The sequence below is a fragment of the Achromobacter sp. UMC46 genome (assembly GCF_014170335.1).
Classification (GTDB): domain Bacteria; phylum Pseudomonadota; class Gammaproteobacteria; order Burkholderiales; family Burkholderiaceae_B; genus Achromobacter.
The window spans coordinates 12,908-36,225 of sequence record NZ_LZZS01000031.1 but is presented as its reverse complement, the minus strand read 5'-3'; the positions used below and the strand labels follow the sequence as shown (position 1 = coordinate 36,225).

Below are 23,318 nucleotides of genomic sequence, written 5' to 3'. Positions count from 1 at the left end.
AGGACGGTTCCGATGTCGGACTCCTCCCATGAACCTGCGCCAATTACGCGCCTTCGTCCTGATCGCCGAACACCGCAGCATCCGCGCCGCGGCGCGCGCCCTGTTCGTCACCCAGCCCGCCGCCACGCGCAGCCTGCGGGAACTGGAACAAAGCGTGGGCGCCGAACTGGTCCGCCGCAGCGCCCGGGGCGTGGAATTGACGACCTACGGCGAGGCGCTGTACAGGCGCGCCGTGCTGATCCTGCAGGAAACGCGCAAAGCGCAGGAAGAGATCGGCCAGATGCGGGACGGCGAAGGCGGTTCGCTGAACCTGGCCATCAGCTCTTCGGCGCTGACGGCGCTGTCCGCCGCGCTGATGGCGTTCCGCGCCCGGATGCCGCGCGTGGCCGTGTCCTTCAACGAGGTGGCGCCGCCGTTCAGCCACGAGCAGCTGGAATCGGGCCGCTACGACCTGCTGGTGCAGACGGAATATGACGGCAACATCGACGACGGCTTTGCGCGCCAGACCTTGTTCACCTTGCCGATGGCGGTAGGCGCGCGGATCGGCCACCCCCTGCGCCGCGCGCGCAGCCTGGCCGACATGCACGACGCGCTGTGGCTGCTGCCCGGCAACATCCAGGCCCCGGCGAACCTGCTGCGGCTGGCATTCGACGCCCACGGCCTGCCGCCGCCGCGCGACATCATCCCCTGCCAGTCCATCGCGATCGCCCTGGCCATCATGGCGGAAAGCGATGCGCTGGGCATCTTCGTGCGGGCCTTGTTCGACCACCAGCTGATGCCGCGGCCGCTGCGCATGCTGCCGTTGGCGCACGAACTGCCCGCCGCTCGCGTGTCCATCCTGACACGAGCCGACTCGCCGCCCACCCCGGCCGCCCAGTGCTTCATTGACTGCTTGATGGCGGCGCGCCCGGGCGCGCCGGCCTAGGGCAACCGGTTATCATGGGCGCCGGGCCAGCCGGTGGCATCCACACCGGCCTGTCGCCCCCACTCTGCGGTCATCATCCATGGCGTTTCCACGACTTCCCTCCCCTCCTACGCTGACCGACACCGTCGCCAAGCGCCTGCTCGCCGAGATCGACGAGGGGCGCGTGCTGCCCGGTGAAAAGCTGCCCACCGAAGCCATGCTGGCGGAACAGTTCGGCGTCAGCCGCACCGTCATCCGCGAAGCGGTGTCGCGGTTGCGGCAGGACGGCATCGTCGAGGCGCGGCAAGGCAGCGGCGTGTTCGTCACGGGTTTGACGGGCAACCGGGCGCTGCGCATCGACGCCGCCGAGCTGAGCTCGCTGGACGCCGTGCTGCACATCGTGGACCTGCGACGCGCGCTGGAAACCGAGATCGCGGCCCAGGCCGCGGCCGTGCGCAAGAAGCGCGACATGACGGAAATCGACCGCGCGCTGGCGGCGATCTCGCAAGCGGTGGCCGACGGCGGCAACGGCGTGAAGGAAGACGTGGCGTTCCACCGCAGCATCGCGCGCGCCACCGGCAACCCGTACTTCCTGACCACGCTGGCCTTTGTCAGCCAGTTCCTGGAAGCCGCCACGCGCGTGACGCGCGGCAACGAAGCCCGCCACGCCAACCTGATGCGCGACGTGATGCAAGAGCACATCGCCATCGTCGAAGCCATCCGCAACCAGGACGTGGAAGGCGCCCGCGAAGCGGCCCGCATCCATATGGTGAACGCGGCCAAGCGGCTGAGCCAGGCACACCGCTAGGCTCGCCGCGGCACCCTCGAACGAAAAGCGCTACCCGAACGCCTTGGTGAAGAAGTCCGGTGTGCCGAAGTTGCCGGACTTCAGCGCGATGCTGACGTCGCCCTGCGCCGCCGGCGTGTAGCCCGCGCACCACGGCACGCCCGGGTCGATCTGTTCGCCGATGGCGATCTGCTCAAGCCCCAGCGCCTGCACCACCGCGCCCGACGTTTCGCCGCCCGCCACGATCAACTGCCGCACGCCGCGTTCGACCAGGCCGACCGCGATACGCGCGATGGCCTCTTCGATCATGGCGCCTGCGCGCGCCGCGCCCAGCGCGCCCTGCGCCGCTTTGACCGCGTCCGGCTGTGCGGTGGAGTAGACCAGCACCGGGCCGTCCTGCATGCGCGGTTCAGCCCAGGCCAGGACTTGCTCGACGATGTCTTCGCCCGCCGCCAGCCGCAACGGATCCAGCGCATAGGCCGGACGGCCGCTGGCGATGAAGGCGGCCACCTGCCCGTTGGTGGCGGTGGAGCAGCTTCCCGCCACGACGGCCTGCAAGCCGGCGGCGCGGGGCTGGCCAGCGGCCCCGGCAGCGGCCAGGCCCCAGTTGCCCGGCAGGCCGATCGCCACGCCGGACCCCGCCGTGACCAGCGGCATTCCGCGCAAGGCCGGCCCCAGCGCCAGCAGATCCTCATTGGACACCGCGTCCACGATGGCGATCTCCACGCCCTCGGCCTGCAAGGCCCGGATGCGCGCGCGGATCGCCTCACTGCCGGCGGCCACCACGGTGTAGTCGATCAAACCGACCTTGCGCGACGTCTGCGCCGCCAGCACGCGGACAAGGTTCGGGTCCGTCATCGGCGTCAACGGATGGTGCTGCATGCCAGATTCGTTCAACAGCACGTCGCCGGCGAACAGGTAGCCCTTGAAGACCGTGCGCTTGTTGTCGGGAAAGGCCGGCGTGGCGATGGTGAAGGCCGCGCCCAGCCGCGTCATCAGCGCGTCGGTCACGGGGCCGATGTTGCCCTGCGGCGTGCTGTCGAACGTGGAGCAGTACTTGAAGTAGATCTGCTCGGCGCCTTGGCGCTGCAGCCATTCCAACGCGGCCAGAGACTGCGCCACGGCTTCGTCCGCGGGCAACGTGCGCGTCTTCAGTGCCACGACCACGGCGTCCGCGTCATCGCGCAACGGCGCGCCAGGGATGCCGATGGTCTGCACCGTGCGCATGCCGGCCCGCACCAGGTTGTTGGCCAGATCGGTGGCACCCGTGAAGTCGTCAGCGATACAGCCCAGTTTGATGCTCATTTGGCCTCCGGCAAGGTGATGCCCGGGAAAATCTTGATGACGGCGCTGTCGTCTTCGCGGCCATGCCCGGCGCTGGACGCCTGCATGAACATCTGGTGCGCGGTGGATGCCAGCGGCAGCGGGAATTTCGTGTGCCGCGCCGTATCCAGCACCAGCCCCAAGTCCTTCACGAAGATGTCCACCGCCGACAGCGGCGTGTAGTCGCCCGCCAGCACATGGGCCATGCGGTTTTCGAACATCCAGCTGTTGCCCGCGCTGTGCGTGATGACCTCGTACAAGGCGTCGGCGTCGACGCCTTCGCGCAGGCCCAGCGCCATCGCTTCGGCGGCGGCCGCGATGTGCACCCCGGCCAACAGCTGGTTGATGATCTTGACCTTGCTGCCCGCGCCGGCGCGGTCGCCCAGGCGATAGACCTTGCCCGCCATCGATTCCAGCACCGCGCCGCAAGCCTCGTACGCCGCGGCGCTGCCCGCCGTCATCATCGTCATCTGGCCCGCGGCGGCCTTGGCCGCCCCGCCTGAGATCGGTGCGTCCAGGTACAGGACGCCCACTTCGGCCAGCCGCGCTTCCAGCGCGACGGACCAGGTGGGATCCACGGTGGAGCACATCACGAACACGGCGCCTGCGCGCAGGGCTGCCGCGATGCCGCCTTCGCCATACAGTACGGATTCGGTCTGCTGGGCGTTGACGACCACGCTGACCACGATGTCGCAGGCGGCGGCCATGTCGGCCAGCGTGGTGCAGGCCACGCCGCCCTGCGCGGCAAACGCCGCGGCGACGTCCGGGCGGATGTCGTAGACGTGCACGTCGTGGCCGGCGCGGCGCAGGCTTTGCGCGATGCCGGCGCCCATCGCGCCCAGGCCGATGACGCCGACGCGGCGGGGAACAATTTGCGTAGGCGTCATGTCAGGTCGTCCGCTTGGTAGGCGCGGATGATGTCCGCAAAATTGTTGTCGCCTTGCAAACCCAGGCGCGTCGCGCGTGTGGTGTCCCAACGGCCAGGCCAGCTGCCCACGATGCGCTCGACGCGTTCGTCGGGTTGCCAGGTGATGCGGTCGGCGACCTCGTCGCCCGCTACCTCGCGCAGCGCCTGCGCCATCTCGGCCACCGTGACGGACACGCCGGGCAAGTTGATCGGCGCGCGGTCGGCCACGGCATCGGCCTGCAGTTCGCAGCCCGCGATCAGCGCCTGGATTGCGCCGCGCGGCGACAGCAGCCACAGGCGTGTATCGGCGCCGACCGGGCAGACGGCGGCTTCGCCGTTCAGGGGCTCGCGGATGATGCCGCTGGCAAACGAGGACGCGGCGGCGTTGGGGCGGCCCGGGCGCACGCTGATCGTCGGCAGGCGCAGCACGCGGCCGTCGACGAAGCCGCGGCGCGTGTAGTCGGCCAGCAGCAGCTCGGCGATGGCCTTCTGGGTGCCGTAGGAAGACTGCGGGTTCAGGGCCGTGTCGTCGCACACGGTCTCGGGCAAGGCGCCGCCGTAGACGGCGACCGAGCTGGTGAAGATCACGCGCGGCTGATGGCCCTGCGCGCGGCAGGTTTCAAGCAAGGCGCGCGAGGCGTCCAGGTTGATGCGCATTCCCAGGTCGAAATCCGCTTCCGCCTGGCCGCTGACGATGGCGGCCAGATGGAAGATGGCGCGCGTGTCGCGGTCGATGGCCTGGCGCAGCACCGCCGGATCCGAGATGTCGCCCTCCAGGGAGCGCACGCGCGGATCGGTCAGCGCGTCCGACTTGACGACGTCCAGCAGGTCGATCCGCGTGATGGGTTGCGGCCCGCTGGCGTCCAGCGTCAGCGTGCCTTGCTCAAGCAGTTTTCGGGCCAGCCGCTGGCCCAGGAATCCGGCGCCGCCGGTGATCAGGATCTTCATGGTGGGAGGCTCAATGGTTGGCAAGATAAGGTTTGGCCCAGCCCAGTCCTGCGGAGGTGCCGGCCTTGGGGCGGTATTCGCAGCCGATCCAGCCGGCGTAGCCCAGCGCGTCGATCCGCTCGAACAGGTAGGGGTAATTCAGTTCGCCCAGGTCGGGCTCGTGCCGGTCGGGCACGCCGGCGATCTGGATGTGGCCGATGCCGGCCATGTCGCGCTGCAGCTTCACGGCGATGTCGCCTTCGACGATCTGACAGTGGTAGCAGTCGAACTGCACCTTCAGGTTGGGCTGGCCGACCTGGGCGCAGATGGCTTGCGCGTCGTCCTGCCGGTTCAGGAAGAAGCCGGGGATGTCGCGCGTGTTGATGGGTTCGATCACGATGGTGATGCCGGCGGACGCGGCCGCGCGCGCCGCAAGCGCCAGATTCGCAAGGTAAACCTCGCGATGCGCCGCGCGGTCCTCGCCCGGGCGGATCAGGCCCGCCATCACATGCAGGCTGCGGTTGCCCAGCTGGGCGGCGTATTCCAGCGCCTGGTCGATGCCGCGCTGGAACTCGCTTTGCCGGCCCGGCAGCGACGCGATGCCGCGTTCGCCGGCGGCCCAATCCCCGGGCGGTGCGTTGAAGAGCGCCTGCGTCAAGCCGTTGTCCTGCAACCTGGCCTTCAAGTCGGCGGCGGCGAATTCATAGGGGAACAGGAATTCGACGCCCGCGAACCCGTCCCCCGCAGCGGCCTGGAAACGGTCCAGGAAGAAGTGTTCGGCGTACATCATCGTCAGGTTGGCGGCTAGGCGCGGCATGGCGGTTCCTTGAAGTCGAAGAGCGGTCGGCGCGTGGCCATCAACGGTTGACCAGCTTGGCCGGCGTGAACCAGACCGCGATGGCGCCGATCACCAGCACGGCGGCCAGCACATACATGCCGGATGCGGTCGAGCTGGTCAGGTCTTTCAGGTAGCCGATCATGTAGGGGCTGGCGAAGCCGGCCAGGTTGCCGACCGAGTTGACGATGGCGATGCCCGCCGCCGCCGCGGTGCCCGACAGGAAGGCGGTCGGCAGCGACCAGAACAGCGGCGCGCAGGTCAGCACGCCGGCCGCGGCGATCGACAGGCAGATCAGCGACACCACGGTGTTGTCGGCGAAGGAGGCCGCCGCGGCGAAACCCACCGCGCCCGCCAGCGCCGGCACGATCAGGTGCCAGCGGCGTTCGCGCCGCTTGTCGGCCGAGTGGCCCAGCAGGTTCATCACGATGATGGCGCAGAGGAACGGGATGGCGCTCAGCAGCCCGATGTTGAAGGCGCCCGTGACGCCCGTCGACTCGATCAGCGTCGGCATCCAGAACGTCAGTCCGTACTGGCCGGCGACGAAGGCGAAATAGATCAGGCACATCCACCACACGCGCTTGTCCGAAAACACGGCGCGCAGCGAGTGCTTCTGCGTGCCCGTCTGCTTCTGGTCCTGCTCGATCTCGCGGGTCAGGATCTGCTTCTCTTCGGCAGTTAGCCACTTGGCGCTGGCGATGCCGTTGTCCAGGTACATCACGGTGACCACCCCGATCGCCAATGCCGGAATCGCTTCGATCAGGAACATCCACTGCCAGCCCTGCAAGCCATGCGTGCCGTGGAAGGCCTCCATGATCCAGCCGGACAGCGGGTTGCCGAAGATGCCGGCCACCGGGATCGCGGACATGAATAGCGCGATGATCTTGGCGCGGCGGTGGGCCGGATACCAGTAGGTCAGGTACAGGATCACGCCCGGATAGAAGCCGGCTTCGGCCAGCCCCAGCAGGAAGCGCAGGATGTAGAAGCCGGTGGGCGTTTCGACGAACATGAACATGCCGGACAGGATGCCCCACGTGATCATGATGCGCGCGATCCAGATCCGCGCGCCCAACCGGTGCATGAGCAGATTGCTGGGCACTTCGAACAGGAAGTAGCCGATGAAGAACACGCCGGCGCCCAGGCCAAACACGGTTTCACTGAAGCCCAGGTCTTGCGACATCTGCAGCTTGGCGAAGCCGACGTTGACGCGGTCCAGGTACGCGATCACGTAGCAGAGCATCAAGAACGGCACCAGGCGCCAGAACACCTTGGCGTAGGCACGGGCGGTCTCGCGGGATTCAGGCTGCGTCGCGGCAGCGGGCGCGGTCGACGCCAATTCCATCGGGGGCATGCAAGTCTCCAGGAGGGTGCGCCGCCGTGTGACGCGCAGCGCGTCCGGGCGGCTTTATACGAATGTCGGGTCAGTAGCGCGCGCCGAAGGTCGCGCGCAGTTCTTCAATCGCGTCAGCGGCAAGCGGCGCCGGCCGGGGAGTGCTCATCAGCCAGAGGCGAGCCGTTTCTTCCAGCTCTTCCAGCGCATAGGACGCCTGCGCGACCGAGCGTTCCCACACCACCGGCCCCAGCCGCTCGAACAGCGCGCCGCGCACCTGCCCCGCCACCGCGGCCACCTCGGCGGCGGCTTGCGGGTCACCGGGACGGCGGTAGCCGATCAACGGGATGCGGCCCACCTTCATGACCTGATACGGGGTGATGGGCGGCAGCACTTCGTCGGGCCGCCAGACGCCGGCGAGCGTCAGCGCGACCAGGTGCGTGGAGTGCGTGTGGATGATGCCGCGCGATTCGGGGCTGGCCCGGTAGATGCCCTGATGCAGCACCAGGGTCTTGGAAGGCTTGGCGCCCGAGACCCATTGGCCGTCGAGATCGACCTTGGCCAGTTCGGCCGGATCCAGCCGGCCCAGGCAGGCGTCGGTGGGCGTGATCAGCCAGCCGTCGTCCAGGCGGGCGCTGATGTTGCCGGCGGCGCCCACGGTGTAGCCGCGGTGGTACAGGCTGGCGCCGACGGTGCAGATCTCTTCGCGGACGCGGGATTCTTCAGTCATGGAACGCCCCTGGCAAGCCGGGGCGGGACCGCAAGAAAACCCGCGGCACATCGGGAGGGAAAATCGGCGTCGCAACCAGCATGGTGACCTGTCTCTTGTGTAGAAGTTATCGGGTCATCATACAAATTATGGCTTTTGAACAGCTACCGGGTAAACCCGTATCCAATCAAAAAAGGCGGACGCTTGCGGGTGACGCCCGCGACCGACCGCCGGCCTCACCTGCGGGACGCGCTGGCGTCACTCCAGCACGCGCCCCTTCGTTTCGGGCAGCAGCAACGCCGTCACGATCACCACGGCGTAGGCCCCGGTTGCGAATGCCCCGATCGCCCAGCCCAGGCCGTGCGTCTGGCTCAAGAACCCCACCAGGCTGGGGAACAGCGCACCGATGCCGCGGCCGAAGTTGTACGCGAACCCCTGCCCCGACGCGCGCACGCCGGACGGGAACAGTTCGGTCAGATAGGCGCCGATGCCGCTGAAGATGCCGGACGCGGCAAAGCCCAGCGGAAAGCCCAGGAACAGCATCTGGCCGTCGGTCAGCGGCAACTGCGTGTAGACGTAGACGCTGACCGTGGACAGCACCGAGAAAATCAGCAGGTTGGCGCGGCGACCCATGCGGTCGGCCAGATAGGCGCCGGCGATGTATCCGCAGAACGACCCGAAGATGATGACCATCAGGTAGCCGCCCGTGTTCAGCACGGACAGTTGGCGCTCGACCTTCAGGTAGGTCGGCAGCCACGTGGTGATGGCGTAGTAGCCGCCCTGCACCCCGGTGCACAGCACGGCGGTGATGACCGTGGTTTTCAACAGCGCGGGCGAGAAGATCGTCCAGAACGACGCGCGGGCCTCGCCGGCCTGCACCTTGGCCTGGGCGCGCTGGAACACCTCGGGCTCGGGCACGTTCTTGCGGATGTACAGCACCAGGAAGGCCGGCAGCACGCCGACCCAGAACAGGCTGCGCCAGGCCCATTCGGCGGGCAGGACAGAGAACGCGACCGTATACAGGATGGCCGCGACGCCCCACCCGACCGCCCAGCCGCTTTGCACGGTGCCCACCGCCTTGCCGCGATGTTCGGCCCGCACGATTTCGCCCATCAACACCGAGCCCACGGCCCACTCGCCGCCAAAGCCCAGGCCCTGCAAGGCCCGCAGTACGAACAACTGCTCGAAGTTCTGCGCGAACCCGATCGCCACCGTGCAAGCCGAGAACCACAGGATCGTGTATTGCAGCACGCGCACGCGGCCATACCGGTCGGCGAGGATGCCCGCCAGCCATCCGCCGATGGCGGAAAACAGCAGCGTGACGGTGCCAAGCATGCCGGCCTGGCCCTTGTCGATGCCCCATAACGTCATCAGCGTGGCGATCACGAAGGTGAACACCATGAAGTCCAGGGCGTCGATGGCCCAGCCTCCGAACGCGGCGACGAAGGTGCGCCGTTCCGTCTTGTTCAGCTCTCTATACCATTGCATGGCTTGCCTCTTGGTGATTGGCGGTCAGGGGATTACAGCGCTGGCGAGAAACCGTAAAGGCGTTCGGGGTTGTCGACCAGGATGCGTCGGCGCAGCGCGGCGTCCGGCGCCCACAGCGCCAGCTGGTTGCGCAGGCGGCCCGTGTTGACCATGCGCGTCTGATGCACGTGCGGCCAGTCGCTGCCCCACAGCATGCGGTCCGGCGCCGTCTGGATCAGCGCCTGCGCCCAGGGCGTCACGTCGCTGAAATCGTCGAAGCGGTCGCTGATGCGATAGGCGCCCGACAGCTTGACCCACCAGCCATGGTCCCGGACCAGATGCTGCAAGGCCTGGAAGCCCGCACTGTCCACGCCTTCGGCGACCGGCATGTGGCCCATGTGGTCCACCACGCCCGGCACCGGCAGCTTGCGCATGCGCGGCAACAGCTCGGGCAGCTGGCGCGCGTCCATCAGGAACTGCATGTGCCAGCCCAGGCCGGCGATGCGATGCGCCAGCGTCTCCATCGCGTCAAAGCCGATGCCGCCGCCGAACAGCACATTGATGCGCAAGCCACGCACGCCGGCCGCATGCATGTCCGCCAGCTCGCTGTCCGTCACGGTGGGCGCCACCACGCCGATGCCGCGCAACTGGTCGGGATGGCGGCGCAGCACCTCCAGCATGTAGCGGTTGTCGGTGCCGTAGACGCTGATCTGCACCAGCACGCCGCGCGACATGCCGGTCTGCTTCAGCATGCCCAGATAAGCGGACTCGGGGGCCGGCGGCGGCGTGTAGGTGCGCTCCGGCACCAAAGGATAGGCCGCGGCGTCCGCGGCCACGACATGCGCGTGTGTATCGCACGCGCCGGGCGGCGCCTCAAAAGCCGCCGCGTCCATCTCTGGCAGCGGCGCCAGGCACAGGGGCGGTTCTTGCGAGGAAGAATCGGAAAGGGTCGGACGCATGCGGGGGGCTCCCAGAAAGGAATCAAACCGTAGGAGGGATCAATTTACCGTGATGCCGGCATCCTTGATCAAGGTCGCGAAATTCGGCACATCGCGGGCGATCAACGCCTGGAACGCGGCTGCGCCCTGCTCTTTCTCGGCCGGCGCCTGGGCGGCCAGCTTGTTCAGCGACTCGCGCACGCCCGGGCTCTTCAACGCCGCGGCCAAGGCCTGCTCCAGCCGCGCGATCACGGCGGGCGGCGTGCCCGCGGGCGCGGCGATGCCGTTCCATACGCTCATGTTGAAGTCCGGCACACCCGCCTCGGCAAACGTCGGTACGTCGGGAATCTGCGGCAGGCGGGTGGCGGACGCCACTGCCAGCGCCGTGACGCGCTTGCCTTCATGGATGGGGATCATCGTGACGGTCTGGTCGATCACCGCATCCACCGTGCCCGCCATCAGATCGGCGATCGCCGGGCCTGCGCCCCGGTAGGGGATCTGCATCCCTTGCGTATGGGTCACGTGCATGAAGTAGGCCGCGGCGATATGGCTGGTGGAGCCGGATCCCGCATTGCCGAAGTTCACGTCCGCGCCGTTCTTCTTCAAGCGCGCGACGAAGTCCGGCAACGTGGCGATGCCGCTTTTCTTGCTGACGGACAGCACCATCGGCACGGTCGCCACCAGCCCGACCGCGCTCATGTCGCGCCGCGGATCGAACTTGCTCTTGGGGTACAGCGACGGCGCGATGGCCAGCGACCCCATGTTGCCAAAGGTGATCGTGTAGCCGTCCGGCGCGGCGCGCGTCACGCGCTGGTTGCCGATCATCGTGCCGCCGCCGCCCAGGTTTTCCACAACCACGGTCTGGCCCAGGTTCTCGCCCATGGCCTGGGCCACGATGCGGGCCAGGCCGTCGGTGGAACCTCCCGCCGCGTACGGCACCACCATCGAGATGGCGCGCGTGGGATAGTCTTGCGCGGACGCGTTGGCGCCAAGCGCGATCAGGCCGGCGCCCAGGGTCGCCAGAAAAGTCTTCTTCATGTTTTGCTCCTCGCTGTTTCTGCCGGCGACAGCCGGCCCTCCGCCTAGTCCTGGCGGTTGTTGTGATGCAGGTTGAAAAGGCGGCGCGGCCACGGCCGCGCCGGTGCCGAAGGGCCTAGCCTTTCTTGGCGGCCAGCTCCACGCCGGCCAGTTGCTCGGACAGGCGCGCCACGGCGGTGTGGTCCTGTCCCTTGCCCAGGGTCTTGCCCGCAGACGCCCACAGTTCGCGGCACAGCGACGCGAACGGCGTGGGCGTGCCGGTATCGGTGGCGATGCCCAGCGCAATGCCCAGGTCCTTGACCATCAGGTCCAGGCCGAAGCCCGAATTGAACTCGCGCGACAGCACGAATTGCTTGAACTTCTTCTGCGTGGAATTGTTCATGCCCGTCGACGCGTTCAACACGTCCACGATCACGTTGGGGTCCAGGCCGAACTGCTGGCCGATCAGCATCGCTTCGACGCCGATCAAGAAGCCGCCCGCCGACACCAGGTTGTTCAGCGCCTTCATGGCATGGGCGCTGCCCACGTCGCCCACGGCGGTGATCGACGTGCCCATCGCCGACAGCGCCGGGCGCACGCGTTCCAGCGTGGCGGCGGGCCCGCCGAACATGATCGCGAGTTCACCGGTGCGCGCGCGCGGCACCCCGCCCGACACGGGCGCGTCCACCATCTGGCCGCCCGCGGCGGCCACCGCCTGAGCCAGCCGCTGCGTGTGCGCCGGCACGCCGGAGCTCATCTCCACCACGACGCTGCCCGGCCGCAGGCCGGCCAGCACGCCTTGTTCGCCGGACAGTACCTGTTCCACGATAGCGCTGGTGGGCAGCATCGTGAAGACGATGTCGGATTGCGCCGCCAGCGCGGCGCAGGTGGCGGTGGCCTGGCCGCCCACTTCCTTGGCGAACTTGTCCGCCTGGCCCGGCACGGCGTCGAACACCGCCACCGCATAACCCGCCTGCACCAAGCGCGCCGCCATCGGCCAGCCCATGCTGCCGATGCCGACCACACCCACGCGTTCTTGCGGCGCGCTCATGCTTGCGGCTCCTTGAAGGCGCCGGCTTCTTCCAGCACCTGGTTGGCTACCTTGAAGGCGTCCAGGCCGGCGGGGATGCCGCAATACACGGTGGCTTGCAGCAGGATCTCCTTGATCTCTTCGACGGTCACGCCGTTGTTCAGCGCGCCTTTGACGTGCAGCTTGATCTCGGCCGGACGGTTCAGCGCCGTCAGCATGGCCAGGTTCAGCATGCTGCGCGTCTTCTTCTCCAGGCCCGGTCGGCCCCAGGTGTAGCCCCAGCACCACTCGGTCGTGATGTGCTGGAAGGCCATCATGAAGTCGTTGGCGCGGGCCAGCGAACCGTCCACGTATTCGGTGCCCAGCACTTCGCGGCGCAGGGTCAGGCCTTGGTCGAACAGGGCTTGGGTTTCGGATTTGATGTCTGCCATGGGTTCCTCGTTTGATGATGGTGACGGGCGTCGAACCGGCTTGTGCTCGGTCTGTTTTGTCTGATTGTCAGTCAATTTTTGCCCGATCGTCAATAGTCTGATTGTCAGACAATATGCTTGACTGCTTAAAAAATGAGCACAATAATGCGGCAACGCGCCGGGCTGGCTGCCGTGCGCCCATACCCACAAAAAGCCAGGAGACAAGCATGAAAAACAACCCCAAGCAGGCCGTGCGCCACGGGCGCCGGGAATTTGTCGCTGGACTGGGTGCGGCCGCGCTGGCGGCCACCCTGCCCGGCCGCGCACTGGCTGCCCCGGCCGACATCAATGTCGGCGTGATCCTGCCGCTGTCCGGCGCCAACGCGCAGTTCGGCATCAATTCCCGGCAGGGCCTGGAACTGGCCGCGGACGAGATCAACGCGGCGGGCGGCATCAAGTCGCTGGGCGGCGCCAAGCTCAAGCTGATCATCGCCGACGCCACCTCGCAGCCCACCACCGCCGCCACCGTGGCGCAGCGCCTGATCACGCAGAACCGCTGCGTGGCGCTGATCGGCGCCTACGCCTCGTCGCTGACGCTGGCCGTGTCCGAAGTGACCGAACGCCGCGGCATCCCGCTGTTGACCATGTCGTTCTCCGACGTGCTGACCGAACGCGGCTTCAAGCACATCTTCCAGGTGGTGTCCAAAGGCTCGGTATTGGGCCGCGCGCAGTACGACTATGCGGCGTCCGTCGTGGCGGGCGCGTCCGCCATCAAGAAGATCGCGCTGCTGTACGAAGACACGGCCTACGGCACGTCGCAAGCCGTGGGCGTGCGCAACGCGGCCAAGGCGGCCGGCGCCCAGATCGTGCTGGATGAGGCCTATCCGCTGGGCATCACCGACGTCACGCCGCTGATCAGCAAGCTGCGCGCGTCCGACGCCCAGATCGTGTTCCCGATCTCCTACCTGAACGACAGCCTGCTGATCATCCGCGTGATGCGCCAGCAGCGGCTGACGGTGCCGGTCGTGGGCGGCGCGGCGGGCTACGTGATCCCCGATTTCGCCAAGGCGCTGGGCCAATACTCGCAGGCCGTGCTGTCGATCGCGCCGGCCAACTACGACCAGGCGCCGGAATACACCGAGCGCTACCGCAAGCGCTTCGGCACCTTCATGCCGCACGAGGCCCTGGAACATGCGGTCTGCGCCGGCGTGCTGGCCGCGGCCCTGGAAGTGGCGGCGTCCGACAAGCCCGAGGCGGTATCGAAGGCGCTGCGCGCCCGGAAGTACAGCGAAGGCTGGGCCGGCGTGATGTCGGGCGGCGGCGTGCATTTCGACGCCAACGGGCTGAACACCCTGGCGCAACCCATCATGGTCCAGTGGCAGAACAACGAACTGGTCTCGGTGTGGCCGCAGGCGCTGGCCAAGGGCCGCGTCATCACCGCCAGCTGAGCGCGCGGCGCGAACCGGAGGACTGTCATGCAATTCTTGCAGGCGCTGGTGGACGGCATTCTGCTGGGCGGCGTATACGCGGTCATCTCGATCGGGCTCACGCTCGTCTTCGGGGTGGTCTCCATCGTCAACTTCGCCCAGGCCGAATTCCTGATGGTAGGCATGTTCGTCGCGTACTTCGCCTGGAAGCTGCTGGGGCTGGACCCGCTGGTGGGGTCGCTGCTGTCGTTCGCCGTGGCCTTCGTGCTGGGCGTGCTGACGCAGAAGTTCCTGATCAACCGGGTGCTGAAGGCGCCGGCGGTGGCGCAGATCTTCCTGACGGTGGGCCTGCTCATCGTCATGGAGAACCTGGCCCTGATCCTGTTCGGATCGGCGTTCCGCTCGGTGCAGACGTCCTATCAGATGACCGCGCTGGCGGTCGGCCCGATCCTCCTCAGCGCGCCTTACCTGCTGGCCTTCACGGTGGCTGCGGTGGCCGGGTTGACGCTGTGGTGGGTGCTGAAGAAAACCTGGTGGGGCATGGCGGTGCGCGCGACCGCGCAGGACCCGATGGCCGCCCGGCTGTCCGGCATCTCCACCCACCGCGTGCACCAGCTGGCCTTCGGGCTGGGCGTGGGCCTGACCGCGTTGGGCGGCGGCATCATCCTGCCCTACCTCACGGCGTCCACCACCGTCGGCGCGCAGTTCAGCGTGCTGATGTTCACGGCGGTGGTGCTGGGCGGGCTGGGCAGCGTGATGGGCGCGGTGGTGGGCGGGGTCGCGGTCGGCGTGATCCAGTCGCTGTCCTCGCTCGTGCTGCCCATGCAGCTGCAGAACCTGGTGCTGTTCGCCATCTTCATCCTTGTCCTGGCCGTGCGCCCGGAAGGACTTCTGAAAAGGGCTGCCTGATGGCCATGACTCGACAATCCCTGCCGTGGGCCGTGCTGTTCGCCATCGCGCTGGCCGCCCCGTGGCTGATGGAAGACCAGGGCTACGGCATCCGCGTCCTGACGCTGGTGCTGCTGTTCGCCGCGATGGGCCAGTCCTGGAACATCGTGGGCGGCCTGGCCAACCAGATATCGCTGGGGCATGCGGCGTTCTTCGGCCTGGGCGCCTACACCTCGACCCTGCTGCTGCTGCGCTACGGCATTTCCCCCTGGCTGGGCATCGTGGCGGCGATGGCGGTGGCGGGCGTCGCGGGCGCGCTGCTCAGCCTGCCCACCATGCGGTTGCGCGGCCACTACTTCGCGTTGGCCACGCTGGCGTTCGGCGAAGTGCTGCGCGCCATCGCCAACACCTGGGCATCGGTCACCGGCGGGCCGGTCGGCCTGTCCATCCCGTTCTCTGAAGGGTTCGCGCAGATGCAGTTCAAGTCCAGCATCCCGTACTACTACCTGATGCTGGGCGCCGCGCTGGTCACCTCGGTCGTCTTCGCGCTGATCAGCCATTCACGCCTGGGCTACCGCCTGCGCGCCGTGAAGGCCAACCCGCAGGCCGCGGAAGTCATCGGCGTGAACACCGCGCAGACGCGCATCCTGGCCGCCGTGGTATCGGCCGCGCTGATGGGCGCCTGCGGCACGCTGTACGCGCAATTCATCTACTTCTTCGATCCGGACACCGTGTTCTCGCTGGTGGGCATCTCGGTGCGCGTGGCGCTGATCTGCATCATCGGCGGCGTGGGCACCGTGGCGGGCCCGCTGATCGGCGCGCTGGTCATCATCCCGCTGGAAGAAGTGTTCAACGACTGGCTGTCGGGCCACACCGCCGGCGTGTCCCAGCTGGCCTTCGGGCTGATCCTGATCGCCATCATCCTGATCGAGCCGCGCGGGCTGTCGGCGCTGTGGACGCGGCTACGCAATCTGACGCGGGGCCAGCATGCCTGACATCCTGAAAGTCTCGAACGTGCAGCGCCGCTTCGGCGGCCTGAAAGCCGTGGACGACGTGTCGTTCAGCGTGGCCCGCGGCGACATCCTGGGCCTGATCGGCCCCAACGGCGCGGGCAAGACCACGCTGTTCAACCTGCTGGTGGGCCTGTACGCCAGCCAGGGCGGCCGCATCGAGCTGGACGGCGAGGACGTCTGCGGCCTGCGCCCCCATCAGATCGCGGCGCGCGGCATGACCAAGACGTTTCAGAACGTGGCGCTGTTTCCTGAAATGACCGTGCTGGACAACGTGCTGGTGGGCGGCCTGCTGCGCCACGACGTGCCGCGCGCCCGCCAGGTGGCCCGCAGCAACCTGGACCGTGTCGGTCTGTCCGCCATCGCCGCCAAGCCGGCCGGCGAGCTGTCTTTTCCCGAGCAGGCCCGCGTGGAACTGGCCCGCGCGCTGTGCACCGCCCCCAAGGTCTTCCTGCTGGACGAGGTGATGGCGGCGCTGAACGAGTCCGAAATGGACGCGCTGATGGATCTGATCCGCACGCTGCGCGACGAGGCCGGCATCACATTCATCGTGGTCGAGCATCACATGCGCGCCATCATGCGGCTGTGCAACCGCATCCTGGTGCTGTCCTTCGGCCAGAAGATCGCCGAGGGCAGCCCCGCCGACATCGCCTCCGACCCGACGGTGATCGAGGTCTACCTGGGCAAATCGGTAGAACAGGCGGAGGTGGCGGCATGAGCCTGCTTCGGATCCAGGGGCTGACCGCCTCCTACGACCGCAGCCCGGTGCTGCACGAGGTTTCGCTGGATGTGCCCGAAGGCGGCTTCATCGCGGTCGTCGGCGCCAACACGGCGGGCAAAAGCACGCTGCTGCGCTGCATCTCGGGACTGCTGGACAAGGTCAGCGGCAGCATCTCCTTCGACGGCCGAGAAATCCTGCGCCTGCCGCCGCACCGCATCCCGGAACTGGGCATCGCCCACGTCCCCGAAGGCCGCCATGTCTTCCCGGAAATGACCGTGGAGGAAAACCTGGCCCTTGGCGGCTACACCCGCCGCCAGGACGCGGCCGGGCTCAAGCGCAGTTGCGACCGCGTCTACGCGCTGTTCCCCCGGCTGCGTGAACGGCGCCGGCAGCAGGCCGGCACGCTGTCCGGCGGCGAACAGCAGATGGTGGCGTTCGGGCGCGCGCTGATGCTGGAACCCCGCCTGCTGCTGCTGGACGAGCCCAGCCACGGCCTGGCGCCCAAGATCGTCGAAGCAATGCACCAGGCCATGATCGACATCCACCGAGGCGGCCTGACCATCCTGCTGGTGGAGCAGAACACCCGGCTGGCCCTGTCGGTGGCCGAACACGCCTACGTGCTGCAATCCGGGACGATGGTGCTGTCCGGCCCCAGCGGCGCGCTGCTGGAAGACAGCCGCGTGCGCGCCGCCTACCTCGGGTTATAGCCATGGCCCGCCGGCGGGATATATTGCGTCTTTACGTTGAACCGGCGGTTCGCCGCAGCCGGGCCAAAAGCCCCCGCTGCCGCTCGCGCCCGCCGATACGCTAAGCGAGAGACAGCCATGCCCACCCCCACCGGCGCAGTATTCGAAAAACCGACCACCTTGCGCACCCGCGTCGAGGAATTCCTGCGCACGTCCATCATGGACGGGCGCATCAAGGGCGGCGAACGCCTGCGCGAGGCCGAGCTGTGCGAACAGCTGAGCATCAGCCGCAGCACGCTGCGCGAGGCGCTGCGCACGCTGGAAGCCGAACGCCTGATCTCAATCGAGCCGCACCGCGGCCCGACGGTGGTACGCATCACCGAAAAGGCCGCCCGCGACCTGTATTCGCTGCGCGCCCTGCTGGAAGGCTTCGCCGCGCATGAATTCGCGCGGCTGGCCAGCGACCCGGACGTCGAACGCCTGCGCAGGGCCGTGGACGCGCTGCACCGCCAGGCCAAGGGCAGCAACAAATCGGCATTGCTGGCGGCCAAGCGCGATTTCTACGACGTGCTGCTGTCAGGCTGTGACAACGATCTGATCAAGGACATGCTGCCCGGCCTGCTGTCGCGCATCAACCTGCTGCGCGCCACCTCGTTCGCACGCGCCGACCGGCTGCCGGAAAGCATGGCCGAAATCGACCACATCTTCGAGCGCATCCAGGCTCGGGATCCACAAGGCGCCCAAGCGGCCGCACAGAGCCATATCGTGAACGCGGAACGCACCGCGCTCGAAGTGCTCAGGCGCCAACAAGAGGAGGCATCCACCAGTGAAGGCGATCGTCCAGGAACTGAGGGCCGCGGCGGCCCTGGCGCAGCAGGATAGCGAATTCATCTCCGCAGCCAGGGGCCTGCCGTGCGCCATCTGGCTGCAAGCCGGCGCGGATCCGGAAGACCGGATCCCCGCCTGGGCCGGGCAGCCCGCTGCCCCGTCGCAATGCCTCGTCGTGAGCGCCCCGCCGGACACCTGGCGCAAACTGCTGGCCCCCGCCCCGCCTCCGGGCTACCACTCCTTTACCGCCGCCCACCGCCAGGCCCACGGCCTGCGCGTAAAGGGCGACGCCCTGGCCATCGCCCAGGCCCTGCATCCCCTGGAACGGCTGTTCGAGATCCTGCGCGGACAGCTTCACGCCGCGCCCGCCTTGCTGGAGCGCAGCGCCATCGCCGGCCACTACGCCACCCTGGACCTGGGCACGGCGTCCACGTCCCTCTACATTGAAACCAGCGGCCTGGCCGACGGCCCGCCGCTCTTGATGCTGCACACGGCCGGCGCCGATTCGCGCCAGTACCACGCGCTGATGACGGACCCTGGCCTGCGACGCCAATGGCGCATGATCGCCTTCGACATGCCCGGCCACGGCCGCAGCATGCCGCTGCCGGGCCAGGCCTGGACCGAAGCGGGCCTGACCCGCGAGGCCTATCTGCGGACCTGCATCGCCGTCATCCGCCAGGTGGCCGGCGCCCCCGCCGTCCTGCTGGGCTGTTCGATGGGCGCCGCGATGGCGCTGGTTGCTGCCGCCCGCAGCCCGGACGACGTGGCGGGCGTGGTGGCGCTGGAAGCGCCATGGAAAGCCACGGGCCGGCGCACGCCGATGCTGTGCCATCCGCAGGTCAACCAGGCGGCGCACAACCCCGCCTATGTGCGCGGGCTGATGGGCCCCGCGGCCACGCTGGAAGCGCGTCGCGACGCCGCGTGGATCTACGCGCAGGGCGGCTTCAACGTCTACGCCAACGACCTGTGGTTCTACAGCGAAGACTTCGACGCCGCCGAGCACCTGGCCGGCCTGGACGCCCGCCGTTTCGGCGTGTCGCTCCTGACCGGCGCCTACGACTACTCCGCCAGCCCGGAGGACAGCGGCCGCGTCGCCGCGCGCATCCCGGGCGCGCGCTTCACCGTCATGCCCGAGCTGGGCCACTTCCCGATGGTGGAGAACCCCCAGCGCCTGCTGGAGTACCTGAGGCCCGAACTCGACCACATCCGAACCGTCCGAGGAATCGCATGACGCTGCCCAACCACGAAGTCTATGCCTTGCGCTACGCCACCGTCGCCCGCCGCCGCGGCCAGAACTTCATCACGCCGCCGGACCCGCACGACGGCCCCATGCCGATGGACTATTTCGTCTGGGCCATCCGCCACGGCGCGCGCGTCTGGCTGGTCGATACCGGCTTCAACGAGGCGGCCGCCCGCGCGCGCGGCCGCGAGTTCCTGCGTTGCCCCATCGATGCGTTGAAGACGCTGGGCATCGCCCCCGATGACGTCCAGGACGTCATCGTCACCCATCTGCACTACGACCACGCCGGCAACATCCGCAAGCTGCCGCACGCCCGGCTGCACCTGCAGGAAAGCGAACTGCACTACGCCTGCGGCTGCAACATGCGCTTTGACATGCTGCGCCACGCCTACGCGGTGGAAGACGTGGTCGACGTGGTGCGCGGCGTCTACGACAAGCGGGTGGCCTTCTATCACGGCCACGACGAGCTTGCGCCGGGCCTGCAGCTGCTGCACATCGGCGGACACACGCAAGGCCTGCAAGCGGTGCGCGTGCATACGGCCCGCGGCTGGATCGTGCTGGCCTCCGACGCCAGCCACTACTACGACAACATGGGGCTGGACGCGCCGTTCCCCATCGTGCTGAATGTGGCCGACATGCTGGCGGGCTATGAAACGCTGCAACAGCATGCCGAATCGCCGGACCACATCGTGCCGGGCCACGACCCGCTGGTGCGTAGCCGGTATCCCGCGTTCCGCAACGGCGACACCGAGGTCGTGGCGCTGCACCTGCCCGGCATCCCCGGACAATGAAAAACGCCGCCCCGGCCATGCCGGGGCGGCGCATTCAGCATGACGCGGTGCCGCGTTCAGTCGTAGCGGAACGTGGCGGTCAACATGGCGGAACGGCCAGGCGCCACGTAGCTGAACAGGCCCACGTGCGAGGCTTCGTAGATCGTCTCGTCGGTCAGGTTGTTCAGGTTCAGCTGCAGGCCGAAGTTCTTGTTGAACTGGTAGGCCGCCATCGCGTCGTAGCGCCAGTAGGACGGCAGCTGGTAGACGTTGGCATCATCCACGTAGCGCTTGCCGGTGTAGGTGGCGCCCGCCCCCAGCGTCAGCTCGGGGATGAACTTGTAGGTGGTCCACAGGCTGGCGCTCTGGCGGGCGATGAACTTCATCTGGTTGCCGCTGAAGTCCGAACCGCCGCTTTGGTAGCGGGTGACTTTGGGATCCATGTAGCTGTAGCCCGCCCACACCTGCCACTTCTGCGTGATGGAGCCCGCCGCGCTCAGTTCGATGCCGCGCACGCGGTTGCTGCCCGCCAGCGTGACGTCGCCCGTCAGCGGATCGGCCGAACGCGCATCGGTCTTGCGGGTTTCGAAGATCGCGGCCGTCAACGACAGGCGTTCGTCGAACAAGTCCCACTTGGTGCCCAGTTCGATGCTGCGGCTCTTCTCGGGCGCCAATGCCGCGGTGCCCGCGGTCAGACGGCCGCCTGCAGCGCCGTCGGCGCCGCCGGACTGCGCCGCCGTTTCGCCCGACGGGTTGGACGAGGTGCCGTACGACACGTAGATGCTGCCGTTGGGCGCAGGCTTGTAGACCAGGCCCAGCTGGTAGTTCCACATGTTGTCCGTGCGCTCGACGTCGCCGCTGGAGACGCGGTAGTTGTCATAGCGCAGGCCCAGGTTGGTTTCCCACTGTTCGCTGAACTTGATCGTGTCGAACAGGTAAGCCGCGCGGGTCGTGGTCTTGGCCGCGTCGTATGCCGGCCCCCAGCTCAGGCTGCCGGTGTAGGCCTGATGCGGGTTCGGGTTGTACAGGTCGTCCCGCAGCGTGCGGTCGAAGCCGCCCGTCGGGATGCCGTCGCGCTTGATGATCTTTTCGTGGCTGTATTCCAGGCCGGCCGCGTAGCTGTGGCGCAGCGTGCCCGTCGTGAATTCGCCGAACAGGTCGGTCTGGTTCACGAAAGACCGGTTGGTCTGGTGCAGGGTGCGCAGCGCCTTGCTGATCTGCAGCCCGGGCGCCTCGGTCGAGCACGGCGACACGCCATAGGCCGGATTCGGGCGGCCGCCGACACGGGCCGCGCAATTGTCGAACGACGGGCGCGTCATGACGTATTCGTTGCGGGACTCGCTGTAACGCGTGCCGTTGCGCAGCTTCAGCTTGTCGCTGAACTTGTGCTCGACCATCAGCGTGCCCATGTCGGCCTGGTTCTCGCGGTAATCGCGCCCGACCAGACCGTAGTAGTTGTCGCGGTCCACGCGCGGCGGCGTCACGCGGCCGGGGCGGGACTCGTTCTTGAACGGGATGCCCAGGTCGGGCGTGTCGTCGTTCTGCAGGTGGTAGTAGCTAAGCGTGACTTGGGTCGGCGTGCCCAGGCCCCAGGCCATCGACGGCGCGACGCCCCAGCGGTCGGTCTCGACGTTGTCGCGGCCCGGAATGTCGCCGCCTTGCTTCATGAAGTTCAGTCGGAACGCCGAGCTTTCGCTGAACGCCCAGTTGCCGTCACCGGTCAGGCGCCAGTTCTCGTCGGTGCCGACACCGACAGTGCCTTCGACGAAATCTTCAAGCTTCGGGCTCTTGCTGACCAGGTTGATGCTGCCCCCCGTGGAGCCGCGGCCGGAATAGGCCGAGCTCGGTCCCTTCAGGATCTCGACGGATTCCAGGTTGAAGGTTTCGTGAGAGAACCGGCCCAGGTCGCGCATGCCGTCGACCATCATGTCGGTGCTGGCCTCGTAGCCGCGGATGAACGGACGGTCGCCCGTCGGTGTACCGCCTTCGCCCGCGCCGAAGGTGATGCCCGGCGCCGTGCGCAAGACGTCCATCAGGGACGTCGACGCGCGGTCGCGCATCAGCTGTTCGGTGATCACCGTGACGGAACGCGGCGTGTCCAGCAACGGCGCGGTCATTTTGGGCGACGACGCGACATTGGCCTCGTAGCCGTCGGAGATCGCCTGGCCCTGGATGCGCACGGGGCTCAATTCCTGCACGGCGCCCGGGGCTGCGCTGCCTTGGGCCAGGACCAGGCCCGGCGAAACGAGCGCACCGCACATGGCGGCATAAATCGTGGCCGAAGCGCTGCCACCGGCCTTGGGCAAGGCCGTCGAATTCTCTGCTTTTCTCATGGGAACTTTATCGTTGACCGCCCCGCGGCGGGTGCGCTATCAGCGCTATTGGATTTTGCAAGAAACCCAATGATATTTATTCTTATTTGCGTATTCAACTACTTGTCAGGCGTATTTCAGAATATCGTAAGATTTCCATGAATCTTTAGATAACTTGACACAAGAGTGCAGCGCAATAGCAACAGTTCGTCGTCGAACGTGCATCAAGCATGCATGTATCCGCCGTCTACAGGCACGAAAAAGCCCTGATCAGGCAACGTTGCGCCGTCGTCTGGTCAGGGCATTCCAGGCCCTCTCGGGGCCGTCTCTTATTACAGCGAGTAGCGGTAATCGCAGTTCAGCGTGGCCTTGAGTGGGCTGCCGGTCTGCGCGCCCGCAGCCGAGCGGGGCCGGGGCGCCGTCAGCTTGGCCTGGAACGCGCCCACGATGTCCCCGTCGGCGTTCTTGTCCACCACCACGGTGGACGGCAGCGCGTAGAGCGTCAGCGCGGTGCCGGCGGACGGCACCAGCAGCGTGAATACCGACTGCGGGAAATCCGACACCACATAGCTGTTGGCGGCGGTGTCCGAATTGAAGGTCAGGTCCGCGTCGAAATAGCTGAGTTTGATGTTCAGGTCTTCCGACGACGGCGACGGCACCACCCCCTTCAAGGCCACTTTGCCGCTTTCCGACACGCACGACAGTTCGGCCGGGGCGGACCCGGCCTGGGCCACGCCCGCGAAAAAGAGGCAGGAAAGAAGGCAGGCGGCGCGTGCGGTCATGGGCGTTTCCTTGCGTGGGAGCGGCGGGAAGGGAGCGGCAAGTGTAGGCGGAAATTCCGGAGACAACACC

The 23,318-nt window shown here is 67.6% G+C and carries 23 protein-coding genes; 10 read left to right on the top strand and 13 right to left on the bottom strand.

Features of this window, described 5'->3' with window-relative positions; all coding sequences use genetic code 11:
* Nucleotides 1-28: 28 nt before the first annotated feature.
* Both A9973_RS21100 and A9973_RS21095 read left to right on the top strand, forming a co-directional pair.
* Entirely contained in the window at nt 29-925 is an 897-nt protein-coding gene (locus A9973_RS21100; protein ID WP_183015637.1) for a LysR substrate-binding domain-containing protein, read from the top strand.
* A gap of 79 nt (nt 926-1,004) precedes the next feature.
* Nucleotides 1,005-1,712 (top strand): FadR/GntR family transcriptional regulator, encoded by a 708-nt coding sequence (locus A9973_RS21095; protein ID WP_183015636.1) that lies wholly within the window; start codon nt 1,005-1,007, stop codon nt 1,710-1,712.
* Nucleotides 1,713-1,742: 30 nt separating this feature from the next.
* On the opposite strand, the gene otnK is transcribed toward A9973_RS21095, so the two are convergent.
* The 11 genes from otnK to A9973_RS21040 form a co-directional block, all read right to left on the bottom strand.
* The gene (otnK, locus tag A9973_RS21090) at nt 1,743-2,996 is read right to left on the bottom strand and encodes a 3-oxo-tetronate kinase (RefSeq protein WP_183015635.1); all 1,254 of its coding nucleotides are present in this window, start codon (nt 2,994-2,996) and stop codon (nt 1,743-1,745) included.
* The gene (ltnD, locus tag A9973_RS21085) at nt 2,993-3,901 is read right to left on the bottom strand and encodes an L-threonate dehydrogenase (RefSeq protein ID WP_183015634.1); all 909 of its coding nucleotides are present in this window, start codon (nt 3,899-3,901) and stop codon (nt 2,993-2,995) included. The genes otnK and ltnD overlap by 4 nt, the downstream gene beginning before the upstream one ends.
* Entirely contained in the window at nt 3,898-4,869 is a 972-nt protein-coding gene (gene denD, locus A9973_RS21080) for a D-erythronate dehydrogenase (protein WP_183015633.1), read from the bottom strand. The genes ltnD and denD overlap by 4 nt, the downstream gene beginning before the upstream one ends.
* Before the next feature lie 10 nt (nt 4,870-4,879).
* Entirely contained in the window at nt 4,880-5,665 is a 786-nt protein-coding gene (otnI, locus tag A9973_RS21075) for a 2-oxo-tetronate isomerase (protein ID WP_183015632.1), read from the bottom strand.
* Between the two features lie 40 nt (nt 5,666-5,705).
* A complete protein-coding gene (locus tag A9973_RS21070) occupies nt 5,706-7,034 on the bottom strand; it encodes an MFS transporter (protein WP_183015631.1) in 1,329 nt (442 codons plus the stop codon).
* A 70-nt stretch (nt 7,035-7,104) separates the two neighbouring features.
* Nucleotides 7,105-7,743, bottom strand: a complete 639-nt coding sequence (locus A9973_RS21065) for an aldolase (RefSeq protein WP_183015630.1) — start codon at nt 7,741-7,743, stop codon at nt 7,105-7,107.
* Nucleotides 7,744-7,980: 237 nt separating this feature from the next.
* A complete protein-coding gene (locus A9973_RS21060) occupies nt 7,981-9,210 on the bottom strand; it encodes an MFS transporter (RefSeq protein ID WP_183015629.1) in 1,230 nt (409 codons plus the stop codon).
* A gap of 32 nt (nt 9,211-9,242) precedes the next feature.
* The gene (locus A9973_RS21055) at nt 9,243-10,148 is read right to left on the bottom strand and encodes an amidohydrolase (RefSeq protein WP_183015628.1); all 906 of its coding nucleotides are present in this window, start codon (nt 10,146-10,148) and stop codon (nt 9,243-9,245) included.
* A 39-nt stretch (nt 10,149-10,187) separates the two neighbouring features.
* On the bottom strand, nt 10,188-11,165 hold the full coding sequence (locus tag A9973_RS21050; RefSeq protein ID WP_183015627.1) for a tripartite tricarboxylate transporter substrate binding protein: 978 nt from the start codon (nt 11,163-11,165) through the stop codon (nt 10,188-10,190).
* 115 nt (nt 11,166-11,280) lie between these two features.
* A complete protein-coding gene (locus A9973_RS21045) occupies nt 11,281-12,195 on the bottom strand; it encodes an NAD(P)-dependent oxidoreductase (protein WP_183015626.1) in 915 nt (304 codons plus the stop codon).
* Nucleotides 12,192-12,605: a carboxymuconolactone decarboxylase family protein gene (locus tag A9973_RS21040; RefSeq protein WP_183015625.1), complete on the bottom strand. Its 414-nt coding sequence runs from the start codon at nt 12,603-12,605 to the stop codon at nt 12,192-12,194. Before A9973_RS21040 ends, A9973_RS21045 begins: the two co-directional genes overlap by 4 nt.
* A 206-nt stretch (nt 12,606-12,811) precedes the next feature.
* Between A9973_RS21040 and A9973_RS21035 the strand changes: the two genes are divergently transcribed.
* The 8 genes from A9973_RS21035 to A9973_RS21000 all read left to right on the top strand — a co-directional run bounded on the left by A9973_RS21035 (nt 12,812) and on the right by A9973_RS21000 (nt 20,175).
* Nucleotides 12,812-14,032: an ABC transporter substrate-binding protein gene (locus A9973_RS21035; RefSeq protein WP_183015624.1), complete on the top strand. Its 1,221-nt coding sequence runs from the start codon at nt 12,812-12,814 to the stop codon at nt 14,030-14,032.
* A 27-nt stretch (nt 14,033-14,059) separates the two neighbouring features.
* Nucleotides 14,060-14,920 carry a branched-chain amino acid ABC transporter permease gene (locus A9973_RS21030; protein WP_183015623.1) on the top strand — a complete coding sequence of 287 codons (861 nt, stop codon included), beginning with the start codon at nt 14,060-14,062 and terminating at the stop codon, nt 14,918-14,920.
* On the top strand, nt 14,920-15,894 hold the full coding sequence (locus tag A9973_RS21025) for a branched-chain amino acid ABC transporter permease (protein ID WP_183015622.1): 975 nt from the start codon (nt 14,920-14,922) through the stop codon (nt 15,892-15,894). Before A9973_RS21030 ends, A9973_RS21025 begins: the two co-directional genes overlap by 1 nt.
* Nucleotides 15,887-16,627: an ABC transporter ATP-binding protein gene (locus tag A9973_RS21020; RefSeq protein ID WP_183015621.1), complete on the top strand. Its 741-nt coding sequence runs from the start codon at nt 15,887-15,889 to the stop codon at nt 16,625-16,627. The genes A9973_RS21025 and A9973_RS21020 overlap by 8 nt, the downstream gene beginning before the upstream one ends.
* Nucleotides 16,624-17,337, top strand: coding sequence for an ABC transporter ATP-binding protein (locus tag A9973_RS21015; protein ID WP_183015620.1), 714 nt, complete (start codon nt 16,624-16,626; stop codon nt 17,335-17,337). The genes A9973_RS21020 and A9973_RS21015 overlap by 4 nt, the downstream gene beginning before the upstream one ends.
* A 117-nt stretch (nt 17,338-17,454) precedes the next feature.
* A complete protein-coding gene (locus tag A9973_RS21010; RefSeq protein WP_183015619.1) occupies nt 17,455-18,198 on the top strand; it encodes a GntR family transcriptional regulator in 744 nt (247 codons plus the stop codon).
* A complete protein-coding gene (locus tag A9973_RS21005) occupies nt 18,143-19,375 on the top strand; it encodes an alpha/beta fold hydrolase (RefSeq protein WP_183015618.1) in 1,233 nt (410 codons plus the stop codon). Before A9973_RS21010 ends, A9973_RS21005 begins: the two co-directional genes overlap by 56 nt.
* Nucleotides 19,372-20,175, top strand: a complete 804-nt coding sequence (locus A9973_RS21000) for an N-acyl homoserine lactonase family protein (protein ID WP_183015617.1) — start codon at nt 19,372-19,374, stop codon at nt 20,173-20,175. Before A9973_RS21005 ends, A9973_RS21000 begins: the two co-directional genes overlap by 4 nt.
* Before the next feature lie 56 nt (nt 20,176-20,231).
* On the opposite strand, the gene A9973_RS20995 is transcribed toward A9973_RS21000, so the two are convergent.
* Complete coding sequence (locus A9973_RS20995) at nt 20,232-22,487, bottom strand: TonB-dependent siderophore receptor (protein WP_183015616.1); 2,256 nt, start codon at nt 22,485-22,487, stop codon at nt 20,232-20,234.
* 311 nt (nt 22,488-22,798) lie between these two features.
* Complete coding sequence (locus A9973_RS20990; protein ID WP_183015615.1) at nt 22,799-23,248, bottom strand: hypothetical protein; 450 nt, start codon at nt 23,246-23,248, stop codon at nt 22,799-22,801.
* Between the last annotated feature and the right edge of the window lie 70 nt (nt 23,249-23,318).